Genomic DNA, 23668 nt, shown 5'->3' on the forward strand with positions numbered 1-23668 from the left:
TGGATCGGCGACGGGCCGGGATCAGGTGAGACCGGACGGCGGGTCGAAGGGCGCCACCAGGAAGTGCTCGCCCTCGGGGTCGTAGTCGAAGATCAGGGCGGTCCGTCCGGCCGTCAGGCCCGGTTCGGGCTCCGCCGTGCGGACCTGGACGATCGCGGTGGACCCGTCCTCCGCGGTGACCTCGGCCTGTCCGAAGCCGGCCGTCACCCGGCCGGTGCGGATCACGCAGACCCGGCCGACGAAGTCCCCCCGGGTGGCCGGCCGGGTCTGCGGGAACAGCCGCGACAGCGGCCGGACGAGCACCCGGGTGCCCGCCCAGGAGGCGACCAGCGCGACGGCGAACACGCCGCCGCGCGCCGGTGCCCCCGAGGTGAGGACGGTGCCGGCCAGGCTGACGAACCAGGCGATCGCGACCAGCAGCGACACCGCCACCGTCACGGGCACCCCGCCCAGCCCCAGCGCGTCCAGCACGTTCGTGTGGTGGCCGGCTCCGTGCCGGCCGGACCCCGCGTCGGCACCGTGCCCCCCGGCACCGTGCCCCGCGTGTCCGGCGTCTCCCGGGAGTCCGACGTGTCCCCCATGTCCGGCACCCGGGTGGTGCCCCGCGTGCCCGGCGTCCAGGTGGTGCCCGCCGTCGTGCCCCCCGTGCACGGCGCCGGGCACCAGGCCCCCGAGCAGCATCAGCAGCCAGTAGCCGACCACCACCACCAGCGCGAAGCTGAACAGCGCCGTCGGAAAGGCCAGCGCGGCCGTGAAGAAACCCCCCGTTCCGGCCACGTTTCCCCCCGCCCCTCCTCCGGCGCCGCACTTCGGCGTCGGGAAGATCATGGCAGCCGGGGCGCGCCTCGCACATTGCCAGGATCCGGCAATCTTTACGCCCCTTTGACACCCTGCTACGTGCGGCCCGGGTGACACTGCAACAACCGGGCAACAGGCCGGTCGCCGGACGGTCCCGGAGGTTTCGGCCGACGGCCGGGCCGTACAGGATCCGGCAACGGCCGGTCGTGGACGGACGGTTCGGCCGGCGGCCGGTCACGGCCGGGTGCCGTAGCGGGTTCCGGGCGGCCGCGCCAGAGGGGCGTTCCGGCCACCGCCGGCTCCGCCCGGCCGCAGCCGGAGCTAGAGCGGCTGTTCCGGCCAGTTCAGCAGCCGGGCCCCCATGGCCGCCGTCTCCAGGGTGAAGCGCTGGAGCGCGTCCGCAGGGTCGTACCCGGTGAGCGCCTTGATCCGCTCCAGCCGGTAGCTCAGGGTGCGCACGCTCAGCCCCAGCCGGCGCGCCGCCTCCGCGTTCACGTACGCGGCCTCCGCCTGCACCGCGATGGTGTCCAGCAGCGGACGGGCGCCGCCGCGCGCCTCGGTCAGCGGGCCGAGCACGGTGCGCACCAGGTCGGCCATGGCCGCCCGGTCGCGCATCAGCACCGGGAAGACCAGCAGTTCCTCGGCCTTCAGCTGCTGGGCCGACAGGTTCAGCCGGTGCGCGTAGTCCAGCGCGTCCAGCGCCTCCTCGTAGCTGCGCGGCACCCCGCTCGGCCCCGAGTGCCGACGGCCGGTGGCCACCCGGCGCACCGGGAGGTAGCCGGGGCCGGGGCGCAGCGTCAGCTCGGCGAAGGCCTCCAGCACGGCCCGCTCGGAGTCCGGCGCGATGCACACCAGCCGGCCGTCCTTGCTGGCCAGCAGCACGTCCCGCTCGCCGAACCGCCCGGCCAGCTCCCGCTCCACCCGGTGCACCAGCGGATGCACGTCCGCGAACGGCTCGTCGCCCACCGCGACCGCCACCGTGTACGCGCCCGCCAGCCGGAGCCCGAACCGGTCGGCGCGCTCGACGAGCTTCCCGAGGTCGCCGCGGCCGAACAGCAGGTCGTCGATGAACTCCCGCCTGGCCGCCTCCTCCTGACGGACCGCCAGACGCTGTGCCCGCTCGTGGCCCTCGCCCAGCGCGGCCAGGGCGGCGTCGGTGGCGGCCAGCACCGCGTCGCCCGTCCGGCGCAGCTCGGTGACGCTGGTCGCGGCGGTCGTCCCCGGCAGGGTCTGCCAGGCCCGCCGGGCCGCGGCCAGGCAGTGCGACACCACCTCGCGCAGCCCGTACCCGGCCTCCGCGCAGAGTTCGCCGAGCCTGCGCAGGCGCTCCAGCTCCTCGCGGCGCAGCAGCCGTCCGGTGCGGGAGACGTCGGCGAGCAGGGCGAGGTAGGCCTCGGCCAGCTCGGTGGGTATGTCGTCGATCTCCTCGGTCACCGTGTCCTGCCAACCCCCGTGCGGCCTGCTGATCCGGCGCCGAACCTATCAGGGCCGGTCCGGCCGGGGCCGCTGTGACCGCTGTGGCTACCGGTCGCGGAAGTGCAGGACGAAGCGCGCGCTGCTGCCGTCGATCCGCCGCCGCACGTACAGCGCGGGCGCGCCGTCCGGGGTGCAGCTGACCCCCTCGCGCACCAGCAGCGCGGTGCCCGGCGGGACGCCCAGCAGCTCGGCGTCCGCGAGGTCCGCGCCGACGGCGCCGAAGGCCCGCCAGTCGTACTCCAGCTCCACCCCGGCGGCCCGCGCCAGGTCCGGCACCAGGTTGCCGGGGCGGCCGGGCCGGACCAGCTCCGCCGGCAGCGGGCCGAACGGCACCCAGTAGCTGCACACCGCCCGGGCCCGCCCGCCCAGCCGGATCACCGAGTCCACCCGGGACAGCTCCGCCGGCGTGCGGCCCAGCCGGCGGGCCGCCTCCGCGTCCTGTGCCGAGCCGGTGACGGGCGGGGCGGCGACCACGTACTCGCCGTCGGTGCGCTCCTCGTTCGGCAGCGCGCCGTACACGCTGCCGAGGTCGGTGCGCTGGCTGCGCGGGTCCACGGCGATCGACACCCGGACGGCGGGCGGGCGGACGAAGGTGCCCACGCCGCGGCGGATCTCCACCACGGCCGCCCGCTCCAGCTCCGCCACCGCCTGCCGTACGGTCAGCCGGTTCACGCCGAACTCGGCGCTCAGCTCGGGCTCGCTCGGCAGCCGGGCGCCGGCGGGGTAGGTGCCGTCGTCGACGCGCTCCTGGAGTCGGCGGGCCAGGCGGCGGTACACCGGAGTGCTCGGGGGGTTCGCGGAATTGGTCGCCACGGGCCCGATCCTACGAAGCCCGGCCGGTCCGCCCGGGTCACGTGCCGCCCGTCCCGGTCACGTGCCGCCCGTCCCGCCCGCACCGTCCGAGTCGCCGTGGCCCGCCGACGGGGGTGGGATGGAGGGATGCACCGGCCGAGGCTTGCCCGGCGGCCCCGCGACGGGTTAGACATCTGGACATCTAGATGTCTCCGCCCCTCCGGACGTCCCTGCCCCGTCCCGGGTGCGGCTCCACCGAAAGGCCTCCGCATGTCCCTGGTCAACTTCCGCGACGCCGCCGCCCTCGGCGACCCCGAGGGCCGCCGGGTCCGCCCCGGGGTGCTGTACCGCTCCGCCCAGCCGTTCCCGGCCGCCGACGAGGCCACCGTCCGCCAGCTGCGCGGCTGCGACATCCGCACCATCGTGGACCTGCGCGACCCGCGCGAGACCGACCCCGACGACTGGGCCGCCGCCGAGGCCGCCGGGATAGCCGTCGTCGCGGCCCCGGTGAACCCCGCCACCGACGCCCTCACCGCGCGGATGAGCACCATGGCCACCGCCGCCGACCTCGGCGACTTCTACGTGCTGCTGGCCGAGTCCGCGCCCGAGGCGCTGGCCGCCGCCGTCGAGGCCACCGTCCGCCCCGGCGCCGTCCTGCTGCACTGCGCCGCCGGCAAGGACCGCACCGGCCTGCTGACCGCCCTGCTGCTCGACCTCCTCGGCGCCCCCGCCGACCGCATCGTGGCGGACTACGCCCGCACCACCGACGCCCTCCCGCAGATCTTCGCCGGCCTCGCCGAGCGCCACCGCACCGCGCTCAACGACCACACCACCTCCCGCGTCACCGACTCCCGGGGGCGCAGCCTCACCATCCCCGCGCCCCTCCTGGAGGCCCCGGCCGAGGCCATGTCGGTCTTCCTGGACCGGGTCCGCACCCACCACGGCGGCGCGGCCTCCTTCCTCCCCGGCTGCGGCGTCCCGGTGGCCACCCTCGGTGCCTTCCGCGCCAAGGCGGCCGTGGCCTGACCGGCGCCCGGCTCCTGCCCCGGGGCCCGGCGCCTGGAAACCGCCGTACCGGTTTATCCCGTTGCATCCTGCGGCCCCGCCCTGGCAGCGTGCCCGGTCGAAGGGGGGTGCCGCGAGATGACCGCACTGCGCGAGATCCGCGCCGACCACGACGACCGGACGATCGTGCTCTACCAGGCCTACCCGCCGGCCGTCGCCGACGCGGCCCTGGCGGCGGGCCGGTTCACGGCGCCGTTCGGCTTCCACCGGATGACCTGGATCAAGCCCTCGTTCCGCTGGCTGATGCACCGCAGCAACTGGGCGAGCAAGCCCGGCCAGACCAGGGTCCTGGCGGTCCGGATCACCCGCGAGGGCTGGGAGGAGGCGCTCGCCCGCGCCGTCCTGACCACCGCGCACCCGGACGAGCCGGCCAGCGCCGAGGTCCACGTGCAGTGGGACCCGGAGCGGTCGCTGCGCGGGGCGGCGCTGAACCACTACAGCATCCAGGTGGGCATCGGCCGGTCGCTGATCCGCGGCTACGCCGAGGAGTGGGTCACCGGGCTCACCGACCTCACCCCGAGGGTGCACCGGATCGCCGCGCTGGTCCGCGGCGGGCAGGCGGCGAAGGCCCAGCGGCTGCTGCCGCCCGAGCGCCCGTACCTGCCGCCCGCCGCGACCGCGCGGCGCCTCGGCCTGGGCTGAGGGGGGCGGCGGAGCCGAGGAGACCGACCCGAGGAGACGGAGGCAGAGGCGGTGGATCAGACGTCCCGCCGCCGCACCACGGCCACCGTCACCACCACCGCGGCCACGCCCCACACCCCCATGGTGATCCACGAGTCCAGCACGCTCGGCGCGTACTTCCCCATGGTGGTCGTGGAGGCGGGGTTGATGGTGAGCCGCTGCACGGTGGCCGTCGGCAGGTGGGTGCCGATCTCCTTGAGCCAGCGGTAGCGGTCCCCGCCGAACATCATCGGCAGGACGAACAGCAGCAGCACCAGCGACACGATCGAGGCGGTGGCGTGGCGCAGCAGCGCGCCCAGCGCCATTCCGACCAGCGCGCAGACCGGCACGATCGCCGCGTAGCCGAGCACGGCCCGCAGGCAGCCCTCGTCGGCGAGGGAGAGCCCGACGTGCCGGGAGGCCAGCATCGCGTTGACGGCGAGGAAGGAGCCCGCCGAGACCACCAGCCCGGCGAGCGCGGTGATCCCGCCGATCAGCACCACCTTGGCCGCGATCACGCCCCGCCGGTCCGGCACGGCGGCGAAGGTGGTGCGGATCAGGCCGGTGGTGTACTCGCCGAACACGGTGATCGCCCCGAGGCTGCCGGCCGCGACCGCCATCAGGTCGCCCGCGATGCTGCCGAGCCCGTGGAACAACGGGTCGTACGTGTACGGGGGTTGGCCGGGCATCCGGGCCGGCGGGTGGTCGATGTACGTCAGGTCGGTGTGGACGGCGTTCACGTTGACGGCGATCGCCACCAGCGAGGCCAGCGCCAGCACCCAGTAGGTGGAGCGCAGCGAGCGCAGTTTGATCCACTCGGCGGCGAGCAGGTCGAGGAACCGGGGCGCGGGCTCGGCGGATCCGGGGGTCGTGGTGCTCAACGGGCCTCTCCAGCCTGGTACTCGACACTGCCGGCGGTCAGGGACATGAACGCCGACTCCAGCGACGACGTCCGGGTGGTCAGCTCGTGCAGCACCAGGCCGTGCCGCAGCGCGAGTTCGCCGACCCGCTCGGCCGCGAGCCCGGTGACGATTCCGGACCGCGGCCCGGCAGGCCGCACGTCGGCCCCCTCGGCGCGCAGGACCTCGGCCAGTGCGGGGAGTTCGGGAGCCCGTACGGCCACCGAGGAGACCGCGTTACGGGCCGAGAACTCGGTCAGGCTCTCGTCGGCGATCAGCCGGCCGCGCCCGATCACCACCAGGTGGTCGGCGGTGTGCTCCATCTCGGCCATCATGTGGCTGGAGACGAACACCGTGCGTCCCTCGTCGGCGAGCCGCCGGAACAGCCCGCGCAGCCAGCGCACGCCCTCCGGGTCCAGCCCGTTCAGCGGCTCGTCGAACAGCAGCACCGGCGGGTCGCCGAGCAGCGCGCCCGCGATGCCCAGCCGCTGCCGCATGCCCAGCGAGTAGCCGCCGATCCGGCGTCCGGCGGCCCCACCGAGGCCGACCTCCGCCAGCACCTCGTCCACCCGCCCGAGCGGGATGCGGTTGCCGCGGGCCAGCGCCGCCAGGTGCGCCCGGCCGGTGCGCCCGCCGTGCACGTCGCCCGCGTCCAGCAGGGCGCCGACGTGCCGCAGACCGCGCGGCCGGCTCGCGAAGGGCACCCCGGCCACCGTGACGGTGCCCCCGGTGGGGGTGTCCAGGCCCAGGATCATCCGCAGCGTGGTGGACTTCCCGGCGCCGTTGGGGCCCAGGAAGCCGGTCACGGCGCCGGGCCGGACGGTGAAGGTCAGCCGGTCGACGGCCGTGGTGGCGCCGTACCGCTTGGTCAGTCGCTCGATCTCGATCACGGGGCCAACGGTGCCGGTCGGAGCCGGTCCCCGGCATCGGGCGGCGGGCCACAACCACGGGCCGCCGCACTGGCCCCCGGGATTACGCCCCCGGGCCGATGTGCCGCCCGGAGGCCCGCCGCTACCATCGCGCCATGATCACCGAACCCCGCCCGCCGCTGCTCAGGCGCCTGCCCGCGGGCGTGTGGGTGGGGGCGCTCTGGACGGCGCTGGTCGCCTTCCGCTTCCTCACCCGCGAGGACGAGCTGCGCCACCTGCTCTCCTACCAGGGCAACCTGGAGGACATGCCGCTGACGGTCACCGCGGTGGTCACCACCCTGGTCGCGGCGCTGCTGGTCCGGCTGCCGCTGGCCGCCGTCGCGGTGGCGCTCGCGGGCGGCGTCTTCGCGCTCGGGACGGTGCGGGTCCCGGAGACCGCGCCGCTCCAGTTCCTGATCGCCGACGGGGTGGTCGGCTACTGCGCGGCCACCCGCTCCCGCCGCGTCTCGCTGAGCGCCCTGGCGCTGCCGCTCGCCACCCTCGTCGGGCTGTTCCTCCACGGCGTCGTCAACGGCTACCCCGTCAACCCGCTCGCCTACACGGGCCTCGCCGCGACCGTGCTGATCGCCTGGCTGGTCGGCAACACCGTGCACCAGAGCCGCGCCCACACCGAGGCGCTGCGCGGCCGGGCCGCCGAACAGGCCGTCACCGCCGAACGGCTGCGGATCGCCCGCGAGCTGCACGACATGGTGGCCCACAACATCGGCATCATCGCGATCCAGGCCGGCATGGGCAGCCGGGTCATGGACACCCAGCCCGCCGAGACCAGGGGCGCCCTGGAGGCCATCGAGGCCACCAGCAGGGAGACCCTGGCCGGGCTGCGCCGGATGCTCGGCGCGCTGCGGCAGGGCGAGGGGGAGCCCGCGCCGCTCGAAGCGGTGCCCGGGCTCGGCGAGTTGGACCGGTTGGTGCGGAGGGCGGCGGGCGCCGGGGTCGACGTGGCGCTCACCCGGCGCGGCGCGGTCCGGCCGCTGCCGCCCGAGGTGGACCTGGCCGCCTACCGGATCGTCCAGGAGGCGGTCACCAACGTGGTCAAGCACTCCGGCACCCGGGACTGCCACGTCACCGTCGTCTACGGCCCGCGGGAGCTCGACCTCACCGTGGCCGACCGGGGCACCGGGGCGGCGGCCGGCACCACCGGCACCACCGGTACCCCAGGCACCGGCTACGGCCTGGCCGGCATGCGCGAGCGGGTCGCCCTGCTGCACGGCGAGTTCGGTGCGGGGCCGCGCCCCGGAGGCGGCTTCCTCGTCGCCGCCCGGCTGCCGCTGCCCGACGGCGCTCCCGAGGACGCCCCCGTTCAGGCCCCCGTTCAGGCCCCTGTCCGGGCCTCCGTCCAGACCCCCGTGGAGGTGGGACCGTGACCCGTGTCGTCCTGGTCGACGACCAGCCGCTCATCCGCACCGGCCTGCGCGTGCTGATCGCCGACGCCCCCGACCTGGAGGTGGTCGGCGAGGCCGGCGACGGCGCCGAGGCCGTCGACCTGGTCACCCGGCTGCGCCCCGACGTCGCCGTGATGGACATCCGGATGCCGGGCACGGACGGCATCGAGGCCACCCGCCGGATCACCGCCGACCCCGGCCTGCCCACCCACGTCCTCGTCCTCACCACCTTCGACGACGACGACTACGTGTACGGCGCGCTGCGCGCCGGGGCGAGCGGCTTCCTGGTCAAGGACCTCGCCCTGGAGACCATCCTGGACGGCATCCGGGTGGTCGCCGCCGGGGACGCCCTGCTGGCCCCCGGCGTCACCCGCCGGCTGATCGGCGAGTTCGCCGCCCGGCCGCAGGGAACGGCCCGGCCCCGCAGGCCCGTCGCCGAGGCCGTCACCGGGCGCGAGCGCGAGGTGCTCACCCTGGTCGGCCGGGGTCTGTCCAACGCCGAGATCGCCGCGGAGCTGACCATCAGCGTGGCCACCGCCAAGGCCCACGTCGCCCGGCTGTTCACCAAGCTCGACGCCCGCGACCGGGTCCACCTGGTCATCCAGGCCTACGAGTTCGGGCTGGTCGCGCCGTAGGCCCGGTGGGCGTGCGCCGCCGCCGCGCCGGGCCCGGTCAGGACCCCGCGACCTCGCCGATGCGCATGATCCGGCCGTGGGAGTCCAGCACCACGTCGTAGGCGTTGCCGTGGCAGCCGTCCGGGGCGGCGGCCGGCTCGCGGTCGGCCAGGCAGTCGTCGAGGTGGGCGATCAGCTCGTGGAGCGGGACGGGCCTGACCGGGTCGCCGTGCGGCTCGTCGATCAGGGTCGCCGCCACGCCCGCCGTCGCGAAGCCGTAGCGGGCGGGGGCGCCGGTGGGCTCGTAGCCGGCCGGGCCGCAGCCGAAGCGGGCGGGCCGGGCGGTGAGTCCGTCCGGGGCGGCGGAGAGGACGAGGAGCACCTCGTGGCCGGGGAGCCCGGTGGGGGTGGCGCACTCGGGCCCGGCGAAGGGCCGGGCAGAGGGCTCGGCCGGCTGGTCCGCGGACGGGTCGGGAGACGGATCGGCGGAAGGGTCCGCGGACGGCCCGGAGGCGGCCGGGGTGACGGCCGACGGGCCGGCCCCGGGGGAGTAGGGCCCGGCCTCCTCTTCCTCCTCGTAGAACAGGCCGTCGTCCTCGTCCAGCAGGTCGTCCGCGCCCTCGTCGGCCAGGGCGGCGGCGGAGGCGGCGGCCACCGTGGGAGCGGAGTCGGCGGGCGTACAGCCTGCGAGGACGGCTGCGCTGCCGCAGGCCAGCAGGGCGGCGGCGAGGAGGACACGGGACGGGGCCATGGCACAAGTCTCCCCGGACGGGGGCGGATGTCGGTACCCGCTTGACACGACCGGGGCCGGTGGTGCGGTTCCCGCCGGAGGCGTGCGCGACCGCGCTTCCCTCCCCGCCGGACGTGCGGATCCGGCGGGGGAGAGCATGGGGTGAGCCTGCGTCAGGCGGCCACCGGCCGGTCCGTCTCGTACGCCTCGCGCAGCCGGTCCTGCGCCTGGGTGCCCACCGCGAGGTGGTCGAGCCCGAGCAGCGCCGCGCCGAGCACCGGCGGCGCGACGACGACGCGCGGCTCGGCCAGCGGCGCGGCCTCGGCGAGCCGGGCCGTCACGTTGTCCAGCAGCAGCGGCTGCCGGGAGGCGAGCACGCCGCCGCCCAGCACCACCGGGGCCGGGGCGTCCAGCAGCTCCAGGCGGCCGAGCGCCACCACCGCGAGCCGGACGATCTCGTCGGCCTGGCGGTCGATCAGCTCCAGGGCCACCTCGTCGCCCTCGACGGCGACCGCGAACAGCACCCGGACGATCTCGTGCAGCCGCACGCTCGGCAGGTGCCCGAGGTGGACGGCCTCGGCGACGGCGCCGGCGCTCGGCAGCCCGAAGTGCTCGGCGATGGCCCGGGCGAGCCCGGTCGGCCCGCCGCGCCCGTCCTCCGCGCGGACGGCGTGCCACATGCTGGTGACGGCGAGGCCCGAGCCGCCGCCCCAGTCGCCGGTGAGCTCGCCGAGGGCGGGGAAGCGGGCGGTGCGGCCGTCCGGCAGCAGGCCGACGCAGTTGATCCCGGCGCCGCAGACCACCGCGACCCCGAGCGGGCCGTCGGTGCCGGCCCGCAGCAGGCCGAAGGTGTCGTTGGCGACGGTGTTGCTGACCCCCCACGGGTGGGACTCCAGCGCCTCGCGCAGCGCCAGCTCCTCGACCGGCAGGTCGGCGTTGGCCAGGCAGGCGCTGACGTGGCTGGTGAGCACGCCGTTCCAGGACGGGTGGCCGGCCTCGGCGGCGGCCTGCTCGACCAGCGGGGCGAGGCCGGCCACGGCCGCCGCGCCGCCGATCTTCTGGGGTTCGAAGCCGCCGCCGCGGGCGGTGCCGAGGACGGTGCCGTCGGCGCCGATCAGGGCGACGTCGGTCTTGGAGTTTCCCGCGTCGATGGCGAGGACGCCTGGCAGGAGGGGTTCGGGCTGGTGGGTCATCAGGTCCCCGCGGCTCGTACGTGGCCCGGGCCGTGGTCGTCGGCCGGGTGCCCGGCCGGGGTCGCGGCCGGGGAGCCCGGCCGAACGGTCTCCGGCCGGGGGTGGACGGTCTCCTCGCGGTGCCCGCCCGGCGGCCGGAGGAACCGGGCGGGCGGGCACCACGGGCCGGGTCAGGCCCAGGCGAGGTGCTCGCGGTTGTGGGCGAGCAGCCGGTCCGTGAGCTGGTCGGCGAGTTCTATCTGGCCGACCAGCGGGTGGGCGAGCAGGGCGTCGAAGACCCGGTCGCGGCCGCCGTGCAGGGCGGCGTCGAGGGCGAGGTGCTCGTACGAGGTGACGGCGGCGATCAGCCCCGAGTACAGCGGCTCGACGGGCCGCTGCGGCAGCGGGCGCACGCCCCGGGCGTCCACCTCCGCCGGGACCTCGATGACGGCGTCGTCCGGCAGGAAGGGCAGCACGCCGTCGTTGCGGGTGTTCACCACCTGGACGGAGGTGCCGCCACCGGTCCCGAGCAGCGCCGCGATCAGCTGGACGGCCGCCTCCGAGTAGAAGGCGCCGCCGCGCTTGCCGAGCAGCTCGGGCTTGGTGTCCAGGGCCGGGTCGGCGTACAGCTCCAGCAGCTGCCGCTCGATCTCGGCCACCTGCGCGGCCCGGGAGCCCTGCTCCCTCAGCTCGGCCACCACCGCGTCGTGCTGGTAGAAGTACCGCAGGTAGTAGGAGGGCACCACGCCGAGGCGCCGGACGACGGCCTGCGGCAGGTGCAGGTCGTCGGCGATCTCCTTGCCGTGCGAGGACAGCAGCTCCGGGAGCACCTCGCGCCCGGTCGTGGCCCCCGGGGCGTCCAGCAGGGTGACCCCGCGCTCCCAGGTCAGGTGGTTGAGCCCGACGTGGTCGAGCCGGACCAGCTCCGGGGCGACGTCCAGGTGAGCGGCGAACTTGCGCTGGAAGCCGATCGCGACGTTGCACAGTCCGACGGCCTTGTGGCCGGCGTCCTGCAGGGCCCGGGTGACGATGCCGACCGGGTTGGTGAAGTCCACGATCCAGGCGTCCGGGTTGGTCCGGCGCACCTGTTCGGCGATGTCCAGCACCACGGGGACGGTGCGCAGCGCCTTGGCGAGCCCGCCGGCTCCGGTGGTCTCCTGCCCGACGCAGCCGCACTCCAGCGGCCAGGTCTCGTCCTGGTTGCGGGCCGCCTGCCCGCCGACGCGCAGCTGGAGCAGCACGGCGTCGGCGTCCGCGACGCCCGCCACCAGGTCCGTGGTCACCGTGACGACGGCGGAGTGGCCCTGCTTGGCGAAGATCCGCCGGGCGAGGCCGCCGATCAGCTCCAGGCGCTCGGCGGCCGGGTCGATCAGCACCAGTTCGCCGATCGGCAGGCTGTCCCGCAGCCGGGCGAAGCCGTCGATCAGCTCCGGGGTGTACGTCGAGCCACCGCCGACGATTGCCAACTTCAGTGCGGACATCAGCCCTTGACCCCTGTCAGTGTCACGCCTTCGATGAAGGCCTTCTGAGCGAAGAAGAAGAGGACGATCACCGGCGCCATCACCAGCAGGGTGGCGGCCATGGTGAGGTTCCAGTTGGTGTGGTGGGCGGCCTTGAAGGACTCCAGCCCGTAACTGAGGGTCCAGGCCTCGTGGTTGTTGCTGGCGTAGATCTGCGGGCCGAAGTAGTCGTTCCAGCAGTAGAAGAACTGGAACAGCGCGACCGCCGCGATGGCCGGCTTGGCCATCGGCAGGACCACCCGCAGCAGGGTGCGCAGGTCGCCGCAGCCGTCGATCCTGGCGGCCTCGATGTACTCCTTGGGGATGGTCATCAGGAACTGGCGCAGCAGGAAGATGGAGAACGCGTCGCCGAAGGCCATCGGGATGATCAGCGGCCAGAGCGAGCCGTCCATGCCCATCTGCTTGGACCAGAACAGGAACATCGGGATGACGGTGACCTGCGGGGGCAGCATCATCATCGCGATGACCCCCATCAGCGCCAGGTTGCGGCCGCGGAAGCGGAACTTGGCGAGCGCGTAGGCCACCGGGAGGCTGGAGACCACGGTCAGCGCGGTGCCGGCCAGGGCGTACAGCAGGGTGTTGCGCCACCAGGTCAGGAAGCCGGGGGTGTCCCAGACCTTGCCGTAGTTGCTCCAGTTCCAGTCGGTCGGCCAGTAGTCGGTGGTGAGCGCCTGCCCGTCCGACATCACCGAGGTGAGGAAGACGAAGACGAAGGGCAGCAGGAAGAACAGCGCGGCGGCGATGGCCACCGTGTGCACGGCCACCCACTGGAGGAACGCGCGGCGCCGGGCGGCCCGGGCGGCGGGGCCGCCGGACCGGGAGGGGACGGCGGTGGCCGGCCCCTTGGTGAGCGTGGTGCCAAGGGTCATGATCGGGTCCTCCCGGGCCGCTAGTCGTCGCTCGCCATGAAGCCGGAGCGGCGGCGGAGCAGGATCGAGGTGACGGCCATCGAGATGACGAACAGCACCAGGGCGACGACGCAGGCCGCGCCGTAGTTGTAACTCTGGAAGCCGAGCTTGTAGACCATCTGCGGCAGGGTCCAGGTGGAGCCGCCCGGGTAGCCGGGCTCGAACGGCTGCCCGGAGCCGCCCGCGATGCCGCTGGCGACCTTCCCGGCGACGATCGCCTGGGTGTAGTACTGCATGGTCTGGATCACCCCGGTGACCACCGCGAACATGATGATCGGCGAGATGTTCGGCAGCGTGACGTACCGGAACCGCTGGAACGGGCCGGCCCCGTCCAGCTGGGCCGCCTCGTACTGCTCCCTGGGGACGTCCAGCAGCGAGGCCATGAAGATGACCATCAGGTCGCCGATGCCCCACATCGCGAGCAGGGTGAGCGCGGGCTTGGACCAGTCCTCGGAGGCGAACCAGCCGGGCTCCGGCAGGCCGAGCTCGCCGAGCAGGTGGTTGACCGGGCCGGTGCCGGGGTTGAACAGGAAGGCGAAGGCCACGGTGGCGGCCACCGGCGGGGCCAGGTACGGCAGGTAGAAGGCGGTGCGGAAGAAGCCGGCCCCGGTCTTGACCTTGGTGATGAGCATCCCGATGCCCAGGCCGAAGGCGACCCGCAGGCTCACCATGACGATGACCAGCCACAGGGTGTTGCGCAGGCCCTGCCAGAAGGTCGGCAGGTGGTTGAAGACGTAGTCCCAGTTCTTCAGGCCGCTGAAGGTCGGCGTGCCGAAGCCGTTGTACGTGGTGAAGGAGAAGTAGGCGGTGGAGACCAGCGGGTAGACGAAGAAGACGCTGAACCCGACCAGCCAGGGGGAGAGGAAGGCGAGGGTGCGGGCCGCCTCCCGGCGGCGCTTGCGGCGCAGCAACTGCTGCGCGGCGGGCGCCGCCGGGCCGGTCGGTCCCGCGTCGGCCTTGTCGCCTTTTCCCTTGCGGGTGCCGAACGCGAGTGACATGGGAGCTCCGTGGACCGTTCCCGGCCTACTTGGCCTGGGCGATGTCGGTGTCGATCTGCTTGGCCGTGGCGGCCAGGCCCGCCTGGAGGTCGGCCTGCTTGCCGGACTCGTAGTCGTAGCCGAGGTTCTGCAGGGTGGTGATGTAGCTGCCGCCGTTGACCGCCGGCGGGGTGGTGCCGGAGTGCGCGTTCTTGGCGACGTTCAGGAAGGTCTTGAAGTTCTCGTCGGCGACCAGCTTCGGCGAGTCGAGCGCGGCGAGGGTGCTCGGCACGTTGTGGATCGCGTTGGCGAAGCCGACCACCGCGTCGGTGTCCGTGGTCAGGTACTTGACGAACTCCCAGGCGGCGGCCTGCTTCTTGCTGCTGCTGGCGATGCCGACGATGGTGCCGGTCTGGTAGCCGCGGCCGTAGGTGTCGGCCTGGTCGTCCGGGACGGGGAAGGCGGCGGTGCCCCACTCGAAGTCGGGCTTGTTGTCGGCGAGGGAGGCGGTGCGCCACTCGCCGTCGAGGATCATCGCGAGCTGGCCGGTGTGGAAGGGGTTCTTGGCGCTGAACTCCTCGCCGAAGGTGGCGCGGTACTTCTCCAGCTTGTCGAAGCCGCCGAGCTGGTCGACCAGGCCCTTCTGCCACTTGAACATCGCGGCGACCTTCGGGTCGGTGGCGATGGCCGACTTGCCGTCGGAGCCGAAGTAGCCGGGGCCGTACTGGCCGAGGTAGTGCTCGGTGGTGGACTCGTAGCCGTGGTAGAGCGGCATGAAGCCCAGCTGCTTGTACGAGTCGCCGTCGGCGACGGTGAGCTTGGCGGCGGCCTCGGCGAACTCGCTGAAGGTCTTCGGGGGGTGGGCTATGCCGGCGTCGGCGAAGGCCTTCTTGTTGTAGTACAGGCCGTAGGCGTCGCCGAGCAGCGGCAGCGAGCACTGGTTGCCCTGGAACTGCGTGTAGTCGAGCATCGTGGCCGGGAAGGTCTTGGCCGGGTCGATGCCGCTCTTCTGGAGCATCGGCTTGAGGTCGACGAAGGCCTTGGTCGAGCAGAACATGCCGACGTTGTTGGTGGTGAAGGAGGAGACCACGTCCGGCGCGTTGTCGCCGCCGGCCCGCAGCGCCTGGTTGACCTTGTCGTCGGCGAGGCTGTCCACGGCCTTGACGTGGATGTTGGGGTGGGCCTTCTCGAAGGCGGCGATGTTGGCGTTGATCGCCTTGATCTCGTTCTCCTGGCTCCAGCCGTGCCAGAAGGTGATGGTGACGTCCTTGCCGCCGGCCGAGTCGTCGGTGCCGCCCGAGTCGCTGGAACCGGTGCAGGCGGAGGCGAGCAGGGCCAGGACGGCGCTGCCGGCGAGGGCGGCGATGGTGCGGCGGCCTCTGCGGGAGGTGGTGGCGTGCACTTCTGGATCCTCCTGGGGGTGCGCGGGCAGGCCTCATTGCCTCGGATCCCGCGTTTGGGGGTTGGGGAGAGGTGGGTGCAGGTGAACGAGGTGACAGGGGGAGCGTCAGTGGGTGGAGAAGACCGCCTCGCGGGCGTCGGACAGGGCACGTTGCAGGGCGCCGAGCAGGACCGGTGAGCCCGGCAGGGCGCTGCTGCGGACCTCCGGTCTGGCGATGGAGACCCGGGCCAGTTCGTCCTCGACGAGCGCGCGCAGGCGTTCGCCGCCGGCGCTCGGCACCACGCCGGAGAGGACCACCAGCTGGGGGTCGACGACGGCGACGATCACGGCCAGCCCGACGGCGAGCCGCCCGGCCAGCTCGGTGAGGAAGGAGTCGCCGGCGCCCGGGGTGGTCAGCGCCTTGGCGATGGACTCCTGGGCGGTGGCCGCGCCGAGCCCGTGCTCCCTGGCCAGGGCCCGGACGGCGGGGGTGCCGACCAGGGCCTGGAACCCGCCGAACTTGCGGCGGCGGGCGTCCCACTCGACCGGCGAGTCGGGCAGCGGCATGTAGCCGACCTCCCCGGCGCCGCCGGTGAAGCCGCGGTGCAGCCGCCCGGCGATCACGATCGCCGCGCCGACCCCCGCCCCGGCCCAGAGCAGGACGAAGTCCTCGAAGCCGGCCGCGGCGCCCGAGGAGCGCTCGGCGACGGCGGCCAGGTTCACGTCGTTCTCGATCGACACCGGCGCGCCGATCGCCGCGGTCAGCTCCTCGACCAGTCGCGGCGAGTGCCAGCCGGGCAGGTGGGAGGCGTAACGGAGCCTGCCGGTGACCGGGTCGGGGGCGCCGCCGAGCCCGATCGCGGCGGTGCGCAGGGAGCCTTCGGGGATTCCGGCGGCCCGGACCGCGGCGGCCACCGCGGCGGCGACGGCGGGGACCGTCCCGGCGGCGGGCAGGCCCTTGGTGGGCACGCTGTGCTCGGCCAGGGTGCTGCCGGTGATGTCGGCGACGGCGACCCGGATCTCGCTGTTGGTGACGTCCAGCCCGGCGACGTACCCGGCAGCCGGATTCACCTGGTACAGCCGGGCGTTGGGGCCGGGTCCGCCGGCCGTGGTGCCGACCGGCACGACCAGCCCGGCGGCCTCCAGCCGGGCCAGCAGCTGGGAGGCGGTGGGCTTGGACAGCCCGGTGAGGGTGCCGATCTGGGTGCGCGAGAGCGGACCGTTCTCCAGCAGCAGTTCGAGGGCGGCGCGGTCGTTGATGGCGCGCAGCAGGCTGGGGGTGCCGGCGAGGGGGGCCTTGGCGGTGCTCTTGGTCATGCCCGGAATCCTCCTCTTTCGGCTGGTCGGGAAAGTCCGCAGGTGGCCCCCGTGCGGGGAGCGGGCGGCCCTCGGGCGAACCGTGATGAACTGTTAGGAAACTTTCCAGTCGCTTGGGAAGGACCGTAAGGGCCGTGTCAGCGGGGTGTCAATGGCCGGTGGAGCGGAGGATGCCGAAGCGTTACCGGACAGCACGGAGCCCCGCCCCCACCGGTTATCCGCACGGTGGTGGGAACGGGGCTCTCGTCCGCGGAAGGGGCTCCTCGGTGGGAGGTGCCGCGCGGGGCTACGGCTTCGCCGAGTCCTCCGACGCCCGCGCCGGGACCGGCTCGGCCACCCGGTCGGCCGACGCGGCCGGGGCGAGCTGCTCGGCGGCCGGCACCGGAGAGGGCGCGATCACCACCCCGGTCGCCCCGGCCGCCACCGCGGGGACCTCCTCCTTGACCTTGATCCCGGCCCGGTCGAAGGCCGCCTTCAGCCGCTGGCGCAGCCCCCGGGAGACGGAGGCCGCCTTGCCCGGGGCCGTCCTGGCCTCGACCCGCAGCACCACCGAGTCGGGGGCGACCGACTCCACGCCCAGGATCGACACCGGCGCCCAGACCAGCTCGTCGTACGGGGCCTCCTTGGCCATCAGCTCGGCCGTCGCCAGGATCAGCTCCTCGACCCGGAGCAGGTCCTCCTTGTACCCGACCTGCACGTCCACCGAGGCGGTCGCCCAGCCCTGGCTCATGTTGGCGATCCGCTTCACCTCACCGTTGCGGATGTACCAGATCTCGCCGTTCGCGCCGCGCAGCTTGGTCACCCGCAGACCGACCTCCAGCACCGTGCCGGAGGCCACCCCGGTGTCGATCTCGTCGCCGACGCCGTACTGGTCCTCCATGATCATGAAGACCCCGGAGAGGAAGTCGGTGACCAGGTTGCGGGCGCCGAAACCGATCGCCACACCGGCCACACCGGCGCTCGCCAGCAGCGGCGCCAGGTTCACCCCCAGCGCGGACAGCACCATCAGCGCCGCCGTGCCCAGGATGGTGAAGGAGGCCACGCTGCGCAGCACCGAGCCGATCGCCTCCGAGCGCTGCTGGCGCCGCTCCGTGTTCACCACCCCGGTGTTGGCCAGCAGCCCGCCCAGCCGGCTCTCCTCCTGGTGCTCGGAGGTGCGCGCCATCCGCCCTATCAGCTGGGTGATGAGCTTGCGCACCACGGCCCGCAGCACCAGCGCCAGCACGATGATGAAGACGATCCGCAGCCCGGAGGCCAGCCAGCCCTGCCAGTGGGTGTCGAACCAGCTGGCGGCCTGCCGGGTGGTGTCCGAGACCTCCTGCGCGCTGGTCGGTATCCGCAGGTCGAGGTCGGGCAGCTGCGCGGTGGGGCTTGGGGCCGGGGTCGGGTTGGCGAGCGTCGAGGACGCGTCGGACGGACCGGTGGCACCGGAGCTGAACACGTGCGGACCTTCCTGGCAGGGTGTGTGTCGGGCCCGCACCGCCGGCAAGCGGCCCGCGGACCGTGCGCCTCAGCCTATCCGCTGCCGTCTGCCCGCCCCGACGCGCCGGAACCTCCCCTGAGCGTGCCCGAGGGCGCACAGTGCGTCCCGAACGCCCCGTCAACGCCCCCGTACGCTCCCCCCGCTCCCGGCCTCCCGGGCCGTCCCCGCCGGTCGGGGCACTGCTCCGGACGGCCGATCGGTCCCCCGGGAGGGCCACCGGGGCGGCCCGCACCGCCACCCGGGTGCAACCCGACCTTCCCCGGGCATACCGGTTATGACAGAGACCACACCCGGAGTTCACGTCAGGTCCGTTACACAGGAGTGGTGGCGCCGTACAAAGGCCTAAGGCGACACTGGGGAGATCGCGCACGAGTGGCGCGATACAACCGCTCGTCCCGGCGCGAGCCACGCGCCGCAGGCGTCCAAGGAGGCATCCGTGCCGCATGTCCTGGTCCTCAACGCGTCCTACGAGCCACTCGGCGTCGTATCGATGCGCCGCGCACTCATCCTGGTCCTCAACCACAAGGCGGTCAGCCTGGAGGACTCGGAAGTCACTCTGCACAGCGCCACCAGCGCCCTTCCGGCGCCGTCCGTCGTCCGTCTGACCCGCTTCGTACGGGTCCCGTTCTGCGGGCCCGTCCCGCTCACCCGCCGGGCGCTGTTCGCCCGCGACCACGGCCGCTGCGTCTACTGCGGGGCCGCCGCCACCAGCGTCGACCACGTCATCCCGCGCAGCCGTGGCGGCCAGCACCGGTGGGACAACGTGGTCGCGGCCTGTCGCCGCTGCAACCACACCAAGGCCGACCGCCACCTCACCGAACTCGGCTGGCGGATGAAACGACCACCCGCGCCGCCAAGCGGCCTGGCCTGGCGCATCATCGGCACCGGGATCAAGGACCCGCGCTGGCGGCCCTACCTGGAACCCTACGGCGGCGGCGACCAGCTGCGCGCCCCGCAGTGGGGCGAGTACGAGCACCACGACCGCACCGAGCAGCCGGTCCACCCGGTCCCGCTCGGCCGGGCGCACGCCGCCCACCCCGCCCCCGTCCGCCGCGGCGAGCAGCCCGAACCGCTCTCCGCCTGACCACCGCTCCACAAGGGCCCGCCCGTCACACCGTCGGTACGCGCCTCATGGGCCGCCGCGCCCCCCGCACCGGGGAGCCGGCGGCCCGCCGCGTTCCACGCGCCAGTCCCTCCCCGGGCCGCCCGAGGCCGCTACGGCTTGGCCGCGGCCCCGCCCGTCGCCGGGGGCACCGCGGGGGCGCCCGGCGCCCCGCCCGGCTGAGCGGGCCGGCCGTCCGGCGGCTGCGGCTGGACCGGTGGCTGGACCGGCGGGGTCACGGCGTACAGCTCGACGCCCCACAGCGAGTAGCCGTACTTGGTCGCCCGCGCCACGCCCTGCACCCGGACGAACCGGACCCCGGGCGCGTCGAAGCGCACCGTCTCGTCGCCGCCCTTGCCGCTGTCCACGGTCGCCGCGTCCGTCCAGGAGTTCCCGTCCGCCGAGACCTGGATCCGGTACGAGGCGGCGTGCGCGGCCTGCCAGTGCAGCACCGCCGCGCCCAGCCTGGTCGCCTGCGGCAGCTCCAGCCGCACCCAGGCGTCGTCCTTGGCCGGCGAGGACCAGCGGGTCTTCGGATCGCCGTCGGCGACCGCCGAGGCGGGGAAGTCCGCCGTCTCGTCGCCCGAGGAGGTGGCCTTCGCGCCGACCGCCAGGTCGGGACCGCCGGTGGGCGGCACCACGTGCACCTGGAGCACCTGCCGGACGGTGGTGGTACCGGCCACGAACTGCACCGGCACCTGGTACGTCCCGGACGGCGTCTCCGCGGTGGCGCTCACCAGCAGCGGCACACCCACCCGGCCGCCGCGCGGCACGCTCACCTGTCCCGCCGGGGCCACGGTCAGGCCCTTGGCGGTGGCCGGCACCTCGGTGCGCAGCTCGCCGGCGGTGCCCTCGGGCCGGCCGGCCTCCACGGTGGCCTGGGTCGTCACCGGCGCGGTGGCGCCGGTGACCACGTCCAGGGCCGGGTCGGAGAGGCTGAGCCTGGCCGCCGGAACGTCCGCGTACCAGGGGATCACCTGGTTGACCACCGGTGGGTCGCCGCCGGGCTTCCAGGTCAGCCGGAACGCGTCGGCGGGCAGTCCGCCGGCCGGCAGCTCGTTGTAGCCGGGCTGCACGGTGCCGATGTCCGCCCAGGTGCCGTCGGCCCGGCGCACCGCGACGGTGGCGCCGGCGCGCACGTTCGGGTCGGTCAGCACGGTGAGCCGGTCCAGCGGACGGGGCGCGCCGAGTTCGACGGTGAGCGGCTCGTCCAGCGCGGTGGGCGCCTTGGCGGCCCGGTACGCGGTGTCCGGGTTGCCGTCCAGCACGGCGGCGGAGGAGGAGCCGGGCGCCGCGTCGGGACCGCCGCTGACGCTGGCCGGGGACTCGTCCGGCGCGGTGACGGTGAACTCGCGCACCGCGACGGCGGTCTTCTGCGCGGCGGTGGCCCGCAGCCGCACCGCCCGTACCACCGTGCCCGGCGGGAGCTGGGCACTGACCGTCTTCTGGTTCTTCACGGTCGCGAGCTGCTTCCAGCCGCCCTCGCCGGTGGTGTACTCCAGCACGCCGTCGCGGATGTAGTCGTCCACGGCGGTCCTGGCGTCGGGGCCGTCGCCCCAGCCGCCCATCAGCACGGTCACGCCGCTGACCGGGCGGCCCGCGCCGAGGTCCAGGCCGACCGCGTCGCCGGGCTGCGGGGGAGCGGAGCTCCAGTAGAAGGTGTCGGCCACGCCGTCGCCCATCAGCGCGGGCAGGTGGTCCTGCGCGGTGCCCATGGTGGTGGTCGGGGTGACCCCTCCGGCGGCCACGCCCGACCAGTTGTCGGCGGCGCGCACGGCCCGCTCCAGGAACGGGCCGAGCACCCCGGCGCCGACCGTGGCCGGGGCCTGGGCCAGCTGCTCGCGCAGCCCGTTGAGCTCGACCCTGGCCTTCCACGCCGCCGTGCCGTCGCCGCCGTGCTGGGCCAGCAGCATGTCGAGGGCGGCCCGGCCGGCCAGCCCGTAGTCGCGCAGCGGGCCCAGCCAGGGCGCGGCCTCGCCGGCCAGCTGGGCGGTGGCCGGGGTGCCGGCCAGGGTCTGCCGGGCGGTGGCCATCGCGTCGAAGGCGCCCCGCAGCGGGGCGGCGGCCTCGATCAGCCTGGCGAGGTCGGGGGTGGCGCCCGAGGTGGGCTCGGCGGCCGCCCAGAACCGGTCGAGCAGCGGCGTCAGATAGCCCGACTCCTGCTTGGACAGCGGCGAGGAGGTGCTGTTCCCGGCCAGCGCGGTGACGGCGGACAGGGCCGACCCCGCGGGCGTCGCGCCGGCGCCGGTCGGCCCGGCCAGCGAGCGCACGGCGGCCTGCCAGGAGTCGTCCGGCTTGTACCCGGCCGGGTTCCAGGCGAAGTCCCCGGCGGTGGCGAGGGCGATCCGGGAGGCCACCGGCTGCTGCATCGCGCCGGTCAGCAGGGCCGCCGAGCGGGTCGCCACCTCGGGGTCGCGCCCGGTGTAGGCGCCGAGGAAGAGCCGGTCCGGGCTGGCGTCGTTGACCGGGTAGTTGTCCATGGTGAGCAGCGGGCGCCCGTACAGCCCGGCGGTGTCCGAGGCCTGGGCGCCGGTGATCCTCTCCGGGATCGCCCCGACCCCGCTCCAGGCCACCTGGACGCCCTCCGGCAGCGCCGCCGCCAGCGCCTTGCGGTACGGGGTGGCGCCCTGCTGGTGGGACTCGGTGGGGAGGACGGACAGCGGCGCCAGGCCCGGGTTCCTCGCGATCAGCCGGTCCTGCACCTTCCTCACCAGCGCGGCCTGCGCCTTGGCGGCCGCGGCCGGCCCGGTGCCGTACTCGTCGCGGTCGTCGCCGCAGTGCCACTCGTCGTAGCTGACGTCCAGGAACTGCAACTGGAAGGCGGTGAAGCCGAGCCCGCGCAGCCCGTCCAGCTTCTTCACCAGCGCGTCGACATCCTTGCCCGAGCTGAAGCAGAAGGACTGCCCGGGGTCGATCGCGTAGCCGAGCGTGACGTGGTTGGCGCGCGCCCGGAAGCCCAGCTCGCGCAGCTCCTCCGCCCGGGCGGCCGGGTAGGCGGTGCGCCAGCGGGAGAGCCGGTACGGGTCGTCACCGGGGGCGTAGAGGTAGAAGTTCTGCTTGGAACGGCCGAGGAAGTCGACCTGCTCCAGCCGCTGCTGCGCGGTCCACGGGGTGCCGTAGAAGGCCTCCGCGGTGCCGCGCACCGGCGCACCGGACGGCCAGTCCCGCAGCGTGACTCCGGGCAGGCCGAGCCCGGCCGCGCCCGGCGCCTGCCCCTGCCCGGCCGGCACGGCGGCGAGCAGCTGGCGCAGGCTCTGCGCGGCGTAGAAGGTGCCGGTGGCGTCCACGCCGGCCAGCACCACGGCGCCGTACGTCCCGCCGCCCTGGGCGGGCAGCTGACCGATCGACAGCAGGTACCCGCCGGCCGGCATGCCCGCGGTGGTGGGCGCGGCCTCCGCCGTGCCGCCGGCCGCGACCGCCAGTCGGCGCAGCACCCGGCCGGTCTCGCCGTCGGCGCCCTCGCCGGGCCCGCCGACGTACACCACCAGCGCGCCTGCGGCCGGCGTCCCGCCGTCCGGCCGCGGCGTCACCTCGCCGGCGCCGGCGACCTCCAGCACCTCGTGGACGGCCCGCACGGCGCCGAGGTCCGCCTTCTCCGCGGTCACCAGCGTCACCGCGGACGGCACCGTGACGGGCTTGCCCGCCACCGTCTGCTCCTGCGGCCTCGGGAACACCTTCGGGTCGGTCACGCTGCCCAGCGGCGTCTGCGGCGCGGTGCTCACCACACCCGGCGCCGAGCCGGCCGCGTACGCCACCGAGGGCACCGCCCCGGCCAGCAGCCCGCCGACCACCGCCGCGGCCGCGACCCCGGCCGCGATCTGCAGCGTCCGCCGCCCCGGCCGCCCCGCGGCACGCCCCGCGCGCTCCTCCCGCACCGACGCCATCAGCGGCTCCGTCCCCTTGAGATCGGCGATCAGCCGGTCCGCCGTCCGCGGCGCCAGCTGACGGCACGTCCGCGCGGTGGCCCGCCGCGCCGCCATCGCCGCGGGGTGCAGCAGCACCTCCCGCAACGCCGGACTCTGCTCCAACTGCGACCGAAGCCGCCGCCCGGCCACAACGGACACACGGGCTTGCACAGGAGCCTCCTCGCCAGGCCACGACCACATCTCCGCAACCCCACCAGCTGGCCAACCCGGTGTCAACGTGACCGACCGCTACGGCCGTTTTGCCGGATTGGATCGCATGTCAGGCCGGCCCCTGCCATGGCGGGCGCCACCGTCCGGAGGGGGCCGGACGGGGTGTCGGCGCCGGTCGGAACCGGTCCACCGCGGCGCCCTCCGGGCCGACGGCCCGCGCTTGTGCCGCGCCGGTCCGGCAGAAGCCGAAGGCCCGCGCGCTCCGCACCGACGCGCCCGGGCCCTGCCCGCCCGAGCGCCGGCCCGCGGCCGATCGACCGGGCACCGTCGTGTCGCTCTGGGTGATCGAGGTGTCACCCGGGTAGGACTGTGGTCGTCCCGACCAGG

18 protein-coding genes and 1 pseudogene are annotated in these 23668 nt (G+C 74.7%); 5 read left to right on the plus strand and 14 right to left on the minus strand.

Annotation, left to right across the window (positions count from 1 at the left end; translation table 11 throughout):
• Window positions 1-21 precede the first annotated feature (21 nt).
• The 3 genes from ACIQOW_RS29060 to ACIQOW_RS29070 all read right to left on the minus strand — a co-directional run bounded on the left by ACIQOW_RS29060 (window position 22) and on the right by ACIQOW_RS29070 (window position 3087).
• Complete coding sequence (locus ACIQOW_RS29060; RefSeq protein ID WP_401089854.1) at window positions 22-777, minus strand: hypothetical protein; 756 nt, start codon at window positions 775-777, stop codon at window positions 22-24.
• A 342-nt stretch (window positions 778-1119) separates the two neighbouring features.
• Window positions 1120-2232 carry a PucR family transcriptional regulator gene (locus tag ACIQOW_RS29065; RefSeq protein ID WP_401089855.1) on the minus strand — a complete coding sequence of 371 codons (1113 nt, stop codon included), beginning with the start codon at window positions 2230-2232 and terminating at the stop codon, window positions 1120-1122.
• Window positions 2233-2319: 87 nt separating this feature from the next.
• Window positions 2320-3087: a GntR family transcriptional regulator gene (locus tag ACIQOW_RS29070; RefSeq protein ID WP_401089857.1), complete on the minus strand. Its 768-nt coding sequence runs from the start codon at window positions 3085-3087 to the stop codon at window positions 2320-2322.
• A 249-nt stretch (window positions 3088-3336) separates the two neighbouring features.
• On the opposite strand from ACIQOW_RS29070, the gene ACIQOW_RS29075 reads away from it, so the two are divergent.
• On the plus strand, window positions 3337-4092 hold the full coding sequence (locus ACIQOW_RS29075; protein WP_401089860.1) for a tyrosine-protein phosphatase: 756 nt from the start codon (window positions 3337-3339) through the stop codon (window positions 4090-4092).
• A 117-nt stretch (window positions 4093-4209) separates the two neighbouring features.
• Complete coding sequence (locus ACIQOW_RS29080; protein WP_401089862.1) at window positions 4210-4773, plus strand: DUF4291 domain-containing protein; 564 nt, start codon at window positions 4210-4212, stop codon at window positions 4771-4773.
• A 56-nt stretch (window positions 4774-4829) separates the two neighbouring features.
• On the opposite strand, the gene ACIQOW_RS29085 is transcribed toward ACIQOW_RS29080, so the two are convergent.
• Together ACIQOW_RS29085 and ACIQOW_RS29090 are read right to left on the minus strand one after the other, a co-directional pair.
• Entirely contained in the window at window positions 4830-5672 is an 843-nt protein-coding gene (locus ACIQOW_RS29085; protein WP_401089863.1) for an ABC transporter permease, read from the minus strand.
• The gene (locus ACIQOW_RS29090; protein WP_401089865.1) at window positions 5669-6580 is read right to left on the minus strand and encodes an ABC transporter ATP-binding protein; all 912 of its coding nucleotides are present in this window, start codon (window positions 6578-6580) and stop codon (window positions 5669-5671) included. Before ACIQOW_RS29090 ends, ACIQOW_RS29085 begins: the two co-directional genes overlap by 4 nt.
• Window positions 6581-6714: 134 nt before the next feature.
• On the opposite strand from ACIQOW_RS29090, the gene ACIQOW_RS29095 reads away from it, so the two are divergent.
• A complete protein-coding gene (locus ACIQOW_RS29095; protein WP_401089867.1) occupies window positions 6715-7983 on the plus strand; it encodes a sensor histidine kinase in 1269 nt (422 codons plus the stop codon).
• Entirely contained in the window at window positions 7980-8636 is a 657-nt protein-coding gene (locus ACIQOW_RS29100) for a response regulator (protein ID WP_401089869.1), read from the plus strand. Before ACIQOW_RS29095 ends, ACIQOW_RS29100 begins: the two co-directional genes overlap by 4 nt.
• Before the next feature lie 37 nt (window positions 8637-8673).
• Here ACIQOW_RS29100 and ACIQOW_RS29105 read toward each other — a convergent pair whose 3' ends face one another.
• The 8 genes from ACIQOW_RS29105 to ACIQOW_RS29140 all read right to left on the minus strand — a co-directional run bounded on the left by ACIQOW_RS29105 (window position 8674) and on the right by ACIQOW_RS29140 (window position 18061).
• Window positions 8674-9366 (minus strand): hypothetical protein, encoded by a 693-nt coding sequence (locus tag ACIQOW_RS29105; RefSeq protein ID WP_401089871.1) that lies wholly within the window; start codon window positions 9364-9366, stop codon window positions 8674-8676.
• A gap of 152 nt (window positions 9367-9518) precedes the next feature.
• On the minus strand, window positions 9519-10538 hold the full coding sequence (locus ACIQOW_RS29110; protein WP_401089873.1) for an N-acetylglucosamine kinase: 1020 nt from the start codon (window positions 10536-10538) through the stop codon (window positions 9519-9521).
• Between the two features lie 170 nt (window positions 10539-10708).
• Window positions 10709-11989: a 6-phospho-beta-glucosidase gene (locus ACIQOW_RS29115; RefSeq protein ID WP_401090014.1), complete on the minus strand. Its 1281-nt coding sequence runs from the start codon at window positions 11987-11989 to the stop codon at window positions 10709-10711.
• 8 nt (window positions 11990-11997) lie between these two features.
• On the minus strand, window positions 11998-12906 hold the full coding sequence (locus ACIQOW_RS29120) for a carbohydrate ABC transporter permease (RefSeq protein ID WP_401089874.1): 909 nt from the start codon (window positions 12904-12906) through the stop codon (window positions 11998-12000).
• Window positions 12907-12926: 20 nt separating this feature from the next.
• A complete protein-coding gene (locus ACIQOW_RS29125) occupies window positions 12927-13943 on the minus strand; it encodes a carbohydrate ABC transporter permease (protein WP_401089876.1) in 1017 nt (338 codons plus the stop codon).
• A 25-nt stretch (window positions 13944-13968) separates the two neighbouring features.
• Window positions 13969-15324, minus strand: a complete 1356-nt coding sequence (locus ACIQOW_RS29130; RefSeq protein WP_401089877.1) for an ABC transporter substrate-binding protein — start codon at window positions 15322-15324, stop codon at window positions 13969-13971.
• Between the two features lie 105 nt (window positions 15325-15429).
• Window positions 15430-16620: an ROK family transcriptional regulator gene (locus tag ACIQOW_RS29135; protein WP_401089879.1), complete on the minus strand. Its 1191-nt coding sequence runs from the start codon at window positions 16618-16620 to the stop codon at window positions 15430-15432.
• A 286-nt stretch (window positions 16621-16906) separates the two neighbouring features.
• Window positions 16907-18061: a mechanosensitive ion channel family protein gene (locus ACIQOW_RS29140; RefSeq protein WP_401089881.1), complete on the minus strand. Its 1155-nt coding sequence runs from the start codon at window positions 18059-18061 to the stop codon at window positions 16907-16909.
• 478 nt (window positions 18062-18539) lie between these two features.
• Here ACIQOW_RS29140 and ACIQOW_RS29145 point away from each other — a divergent pair.
• Window positions 18540-19043 (plus strand): annotated as a pseudogene (locus ACIQOW_RS29145) (HNH endonuclease); the annotation flags it as partial.
• Window positions 19044-19318: 275 nt separating this feature from the next.
• Here the strand turns inward: ACIQOW_RS29145 and ACIQOW_RS29150 are convergent.
• Window positions 19319-23233, minus strand: a complete 3915-nt coding sequence (locus ACIQOW_RS29150) for a beta-N-acetylglucosaminidase domain-containing protein (RefSeq protein WP_401089883.1) — start codon at window positions 23231-23233, stop codon at window positions 19319-19321.
• Window positions 23234-23668: the final 435 nt, after the last annotated feature.

The sequence above is a fragment of the Kitasatospora sp. NPDC091335 genome, assembly GCF_044757205.1.
Taxonomy (GTDB): Bacteria; Actinomycetota; Actinomycetes; order Streptomycetales; family Streptomycetaceae; genus Kitasatospora.

Excerpts from the sequence above, each read along its gene's own strand:
- ACIQOW_RS29095 (WP_401089867.1), top strand. The coding sequence starts at position 6,715 with ATGATCACCGAACCCCGCCCGCCGCTGCTCAGGCGCCTGCCCGCGGGC.
- ACIQOW_RS29110 (WP_401089873.1), bottom strand. The coding sequence starts at position 10,538 with ATGACCCACCAGCCCGAACCCCTCCTGCCAGGCGTCCTCGCCATCGAC.
- ACIQOW_RS29125 (WP_401089876.1), bottom strand. The coding sequence starts at position 13,943 with ATGTCACTCGCGTTCGGCACCCGCAAGGGAAAAGGCGACAAGGCCGAC.
- ACIQOW_RS29120 (WP_401089874.1), bottom strand. The coding sequence starts at position 12,906 with ATGACCCTTGGCACCACGCTCACCAAGGGGCCGGCCACCGCCGTCCCC.
- ACIQOW_RS29135 (WP_401089879.1), bottom strand. The coding sequence starts at position 16,620 with ATGACCAAGAGCACCGCCAAGGCCCCCCTCGCCGGCACCCCCAGCCTG.
- ACIQOW_RS29075 (WP_401089860.1), top strand. The coding sequence starts at position 3,337 with ATGTCCCTGGTCAACTTCCGCGACGCCGCCGCCCTCGGCGACCCCGAG.
- ACIQOW_RS29080 (WP_401089862.1), top strand. The coding sequence starts at position 4,210 with ATGACCGCACTGCGCGAGATCCGCGCCGACCACGACGACCGGACGATC.
- ACIQOW_RS29105 (WP_401089871.1), bottom strand. The coding sequence starts at position 9,366 with ATGGCCCCGTCCCGTGTCCTCCTCGCCGCCGCCCTGCTGGCCTGCGGC.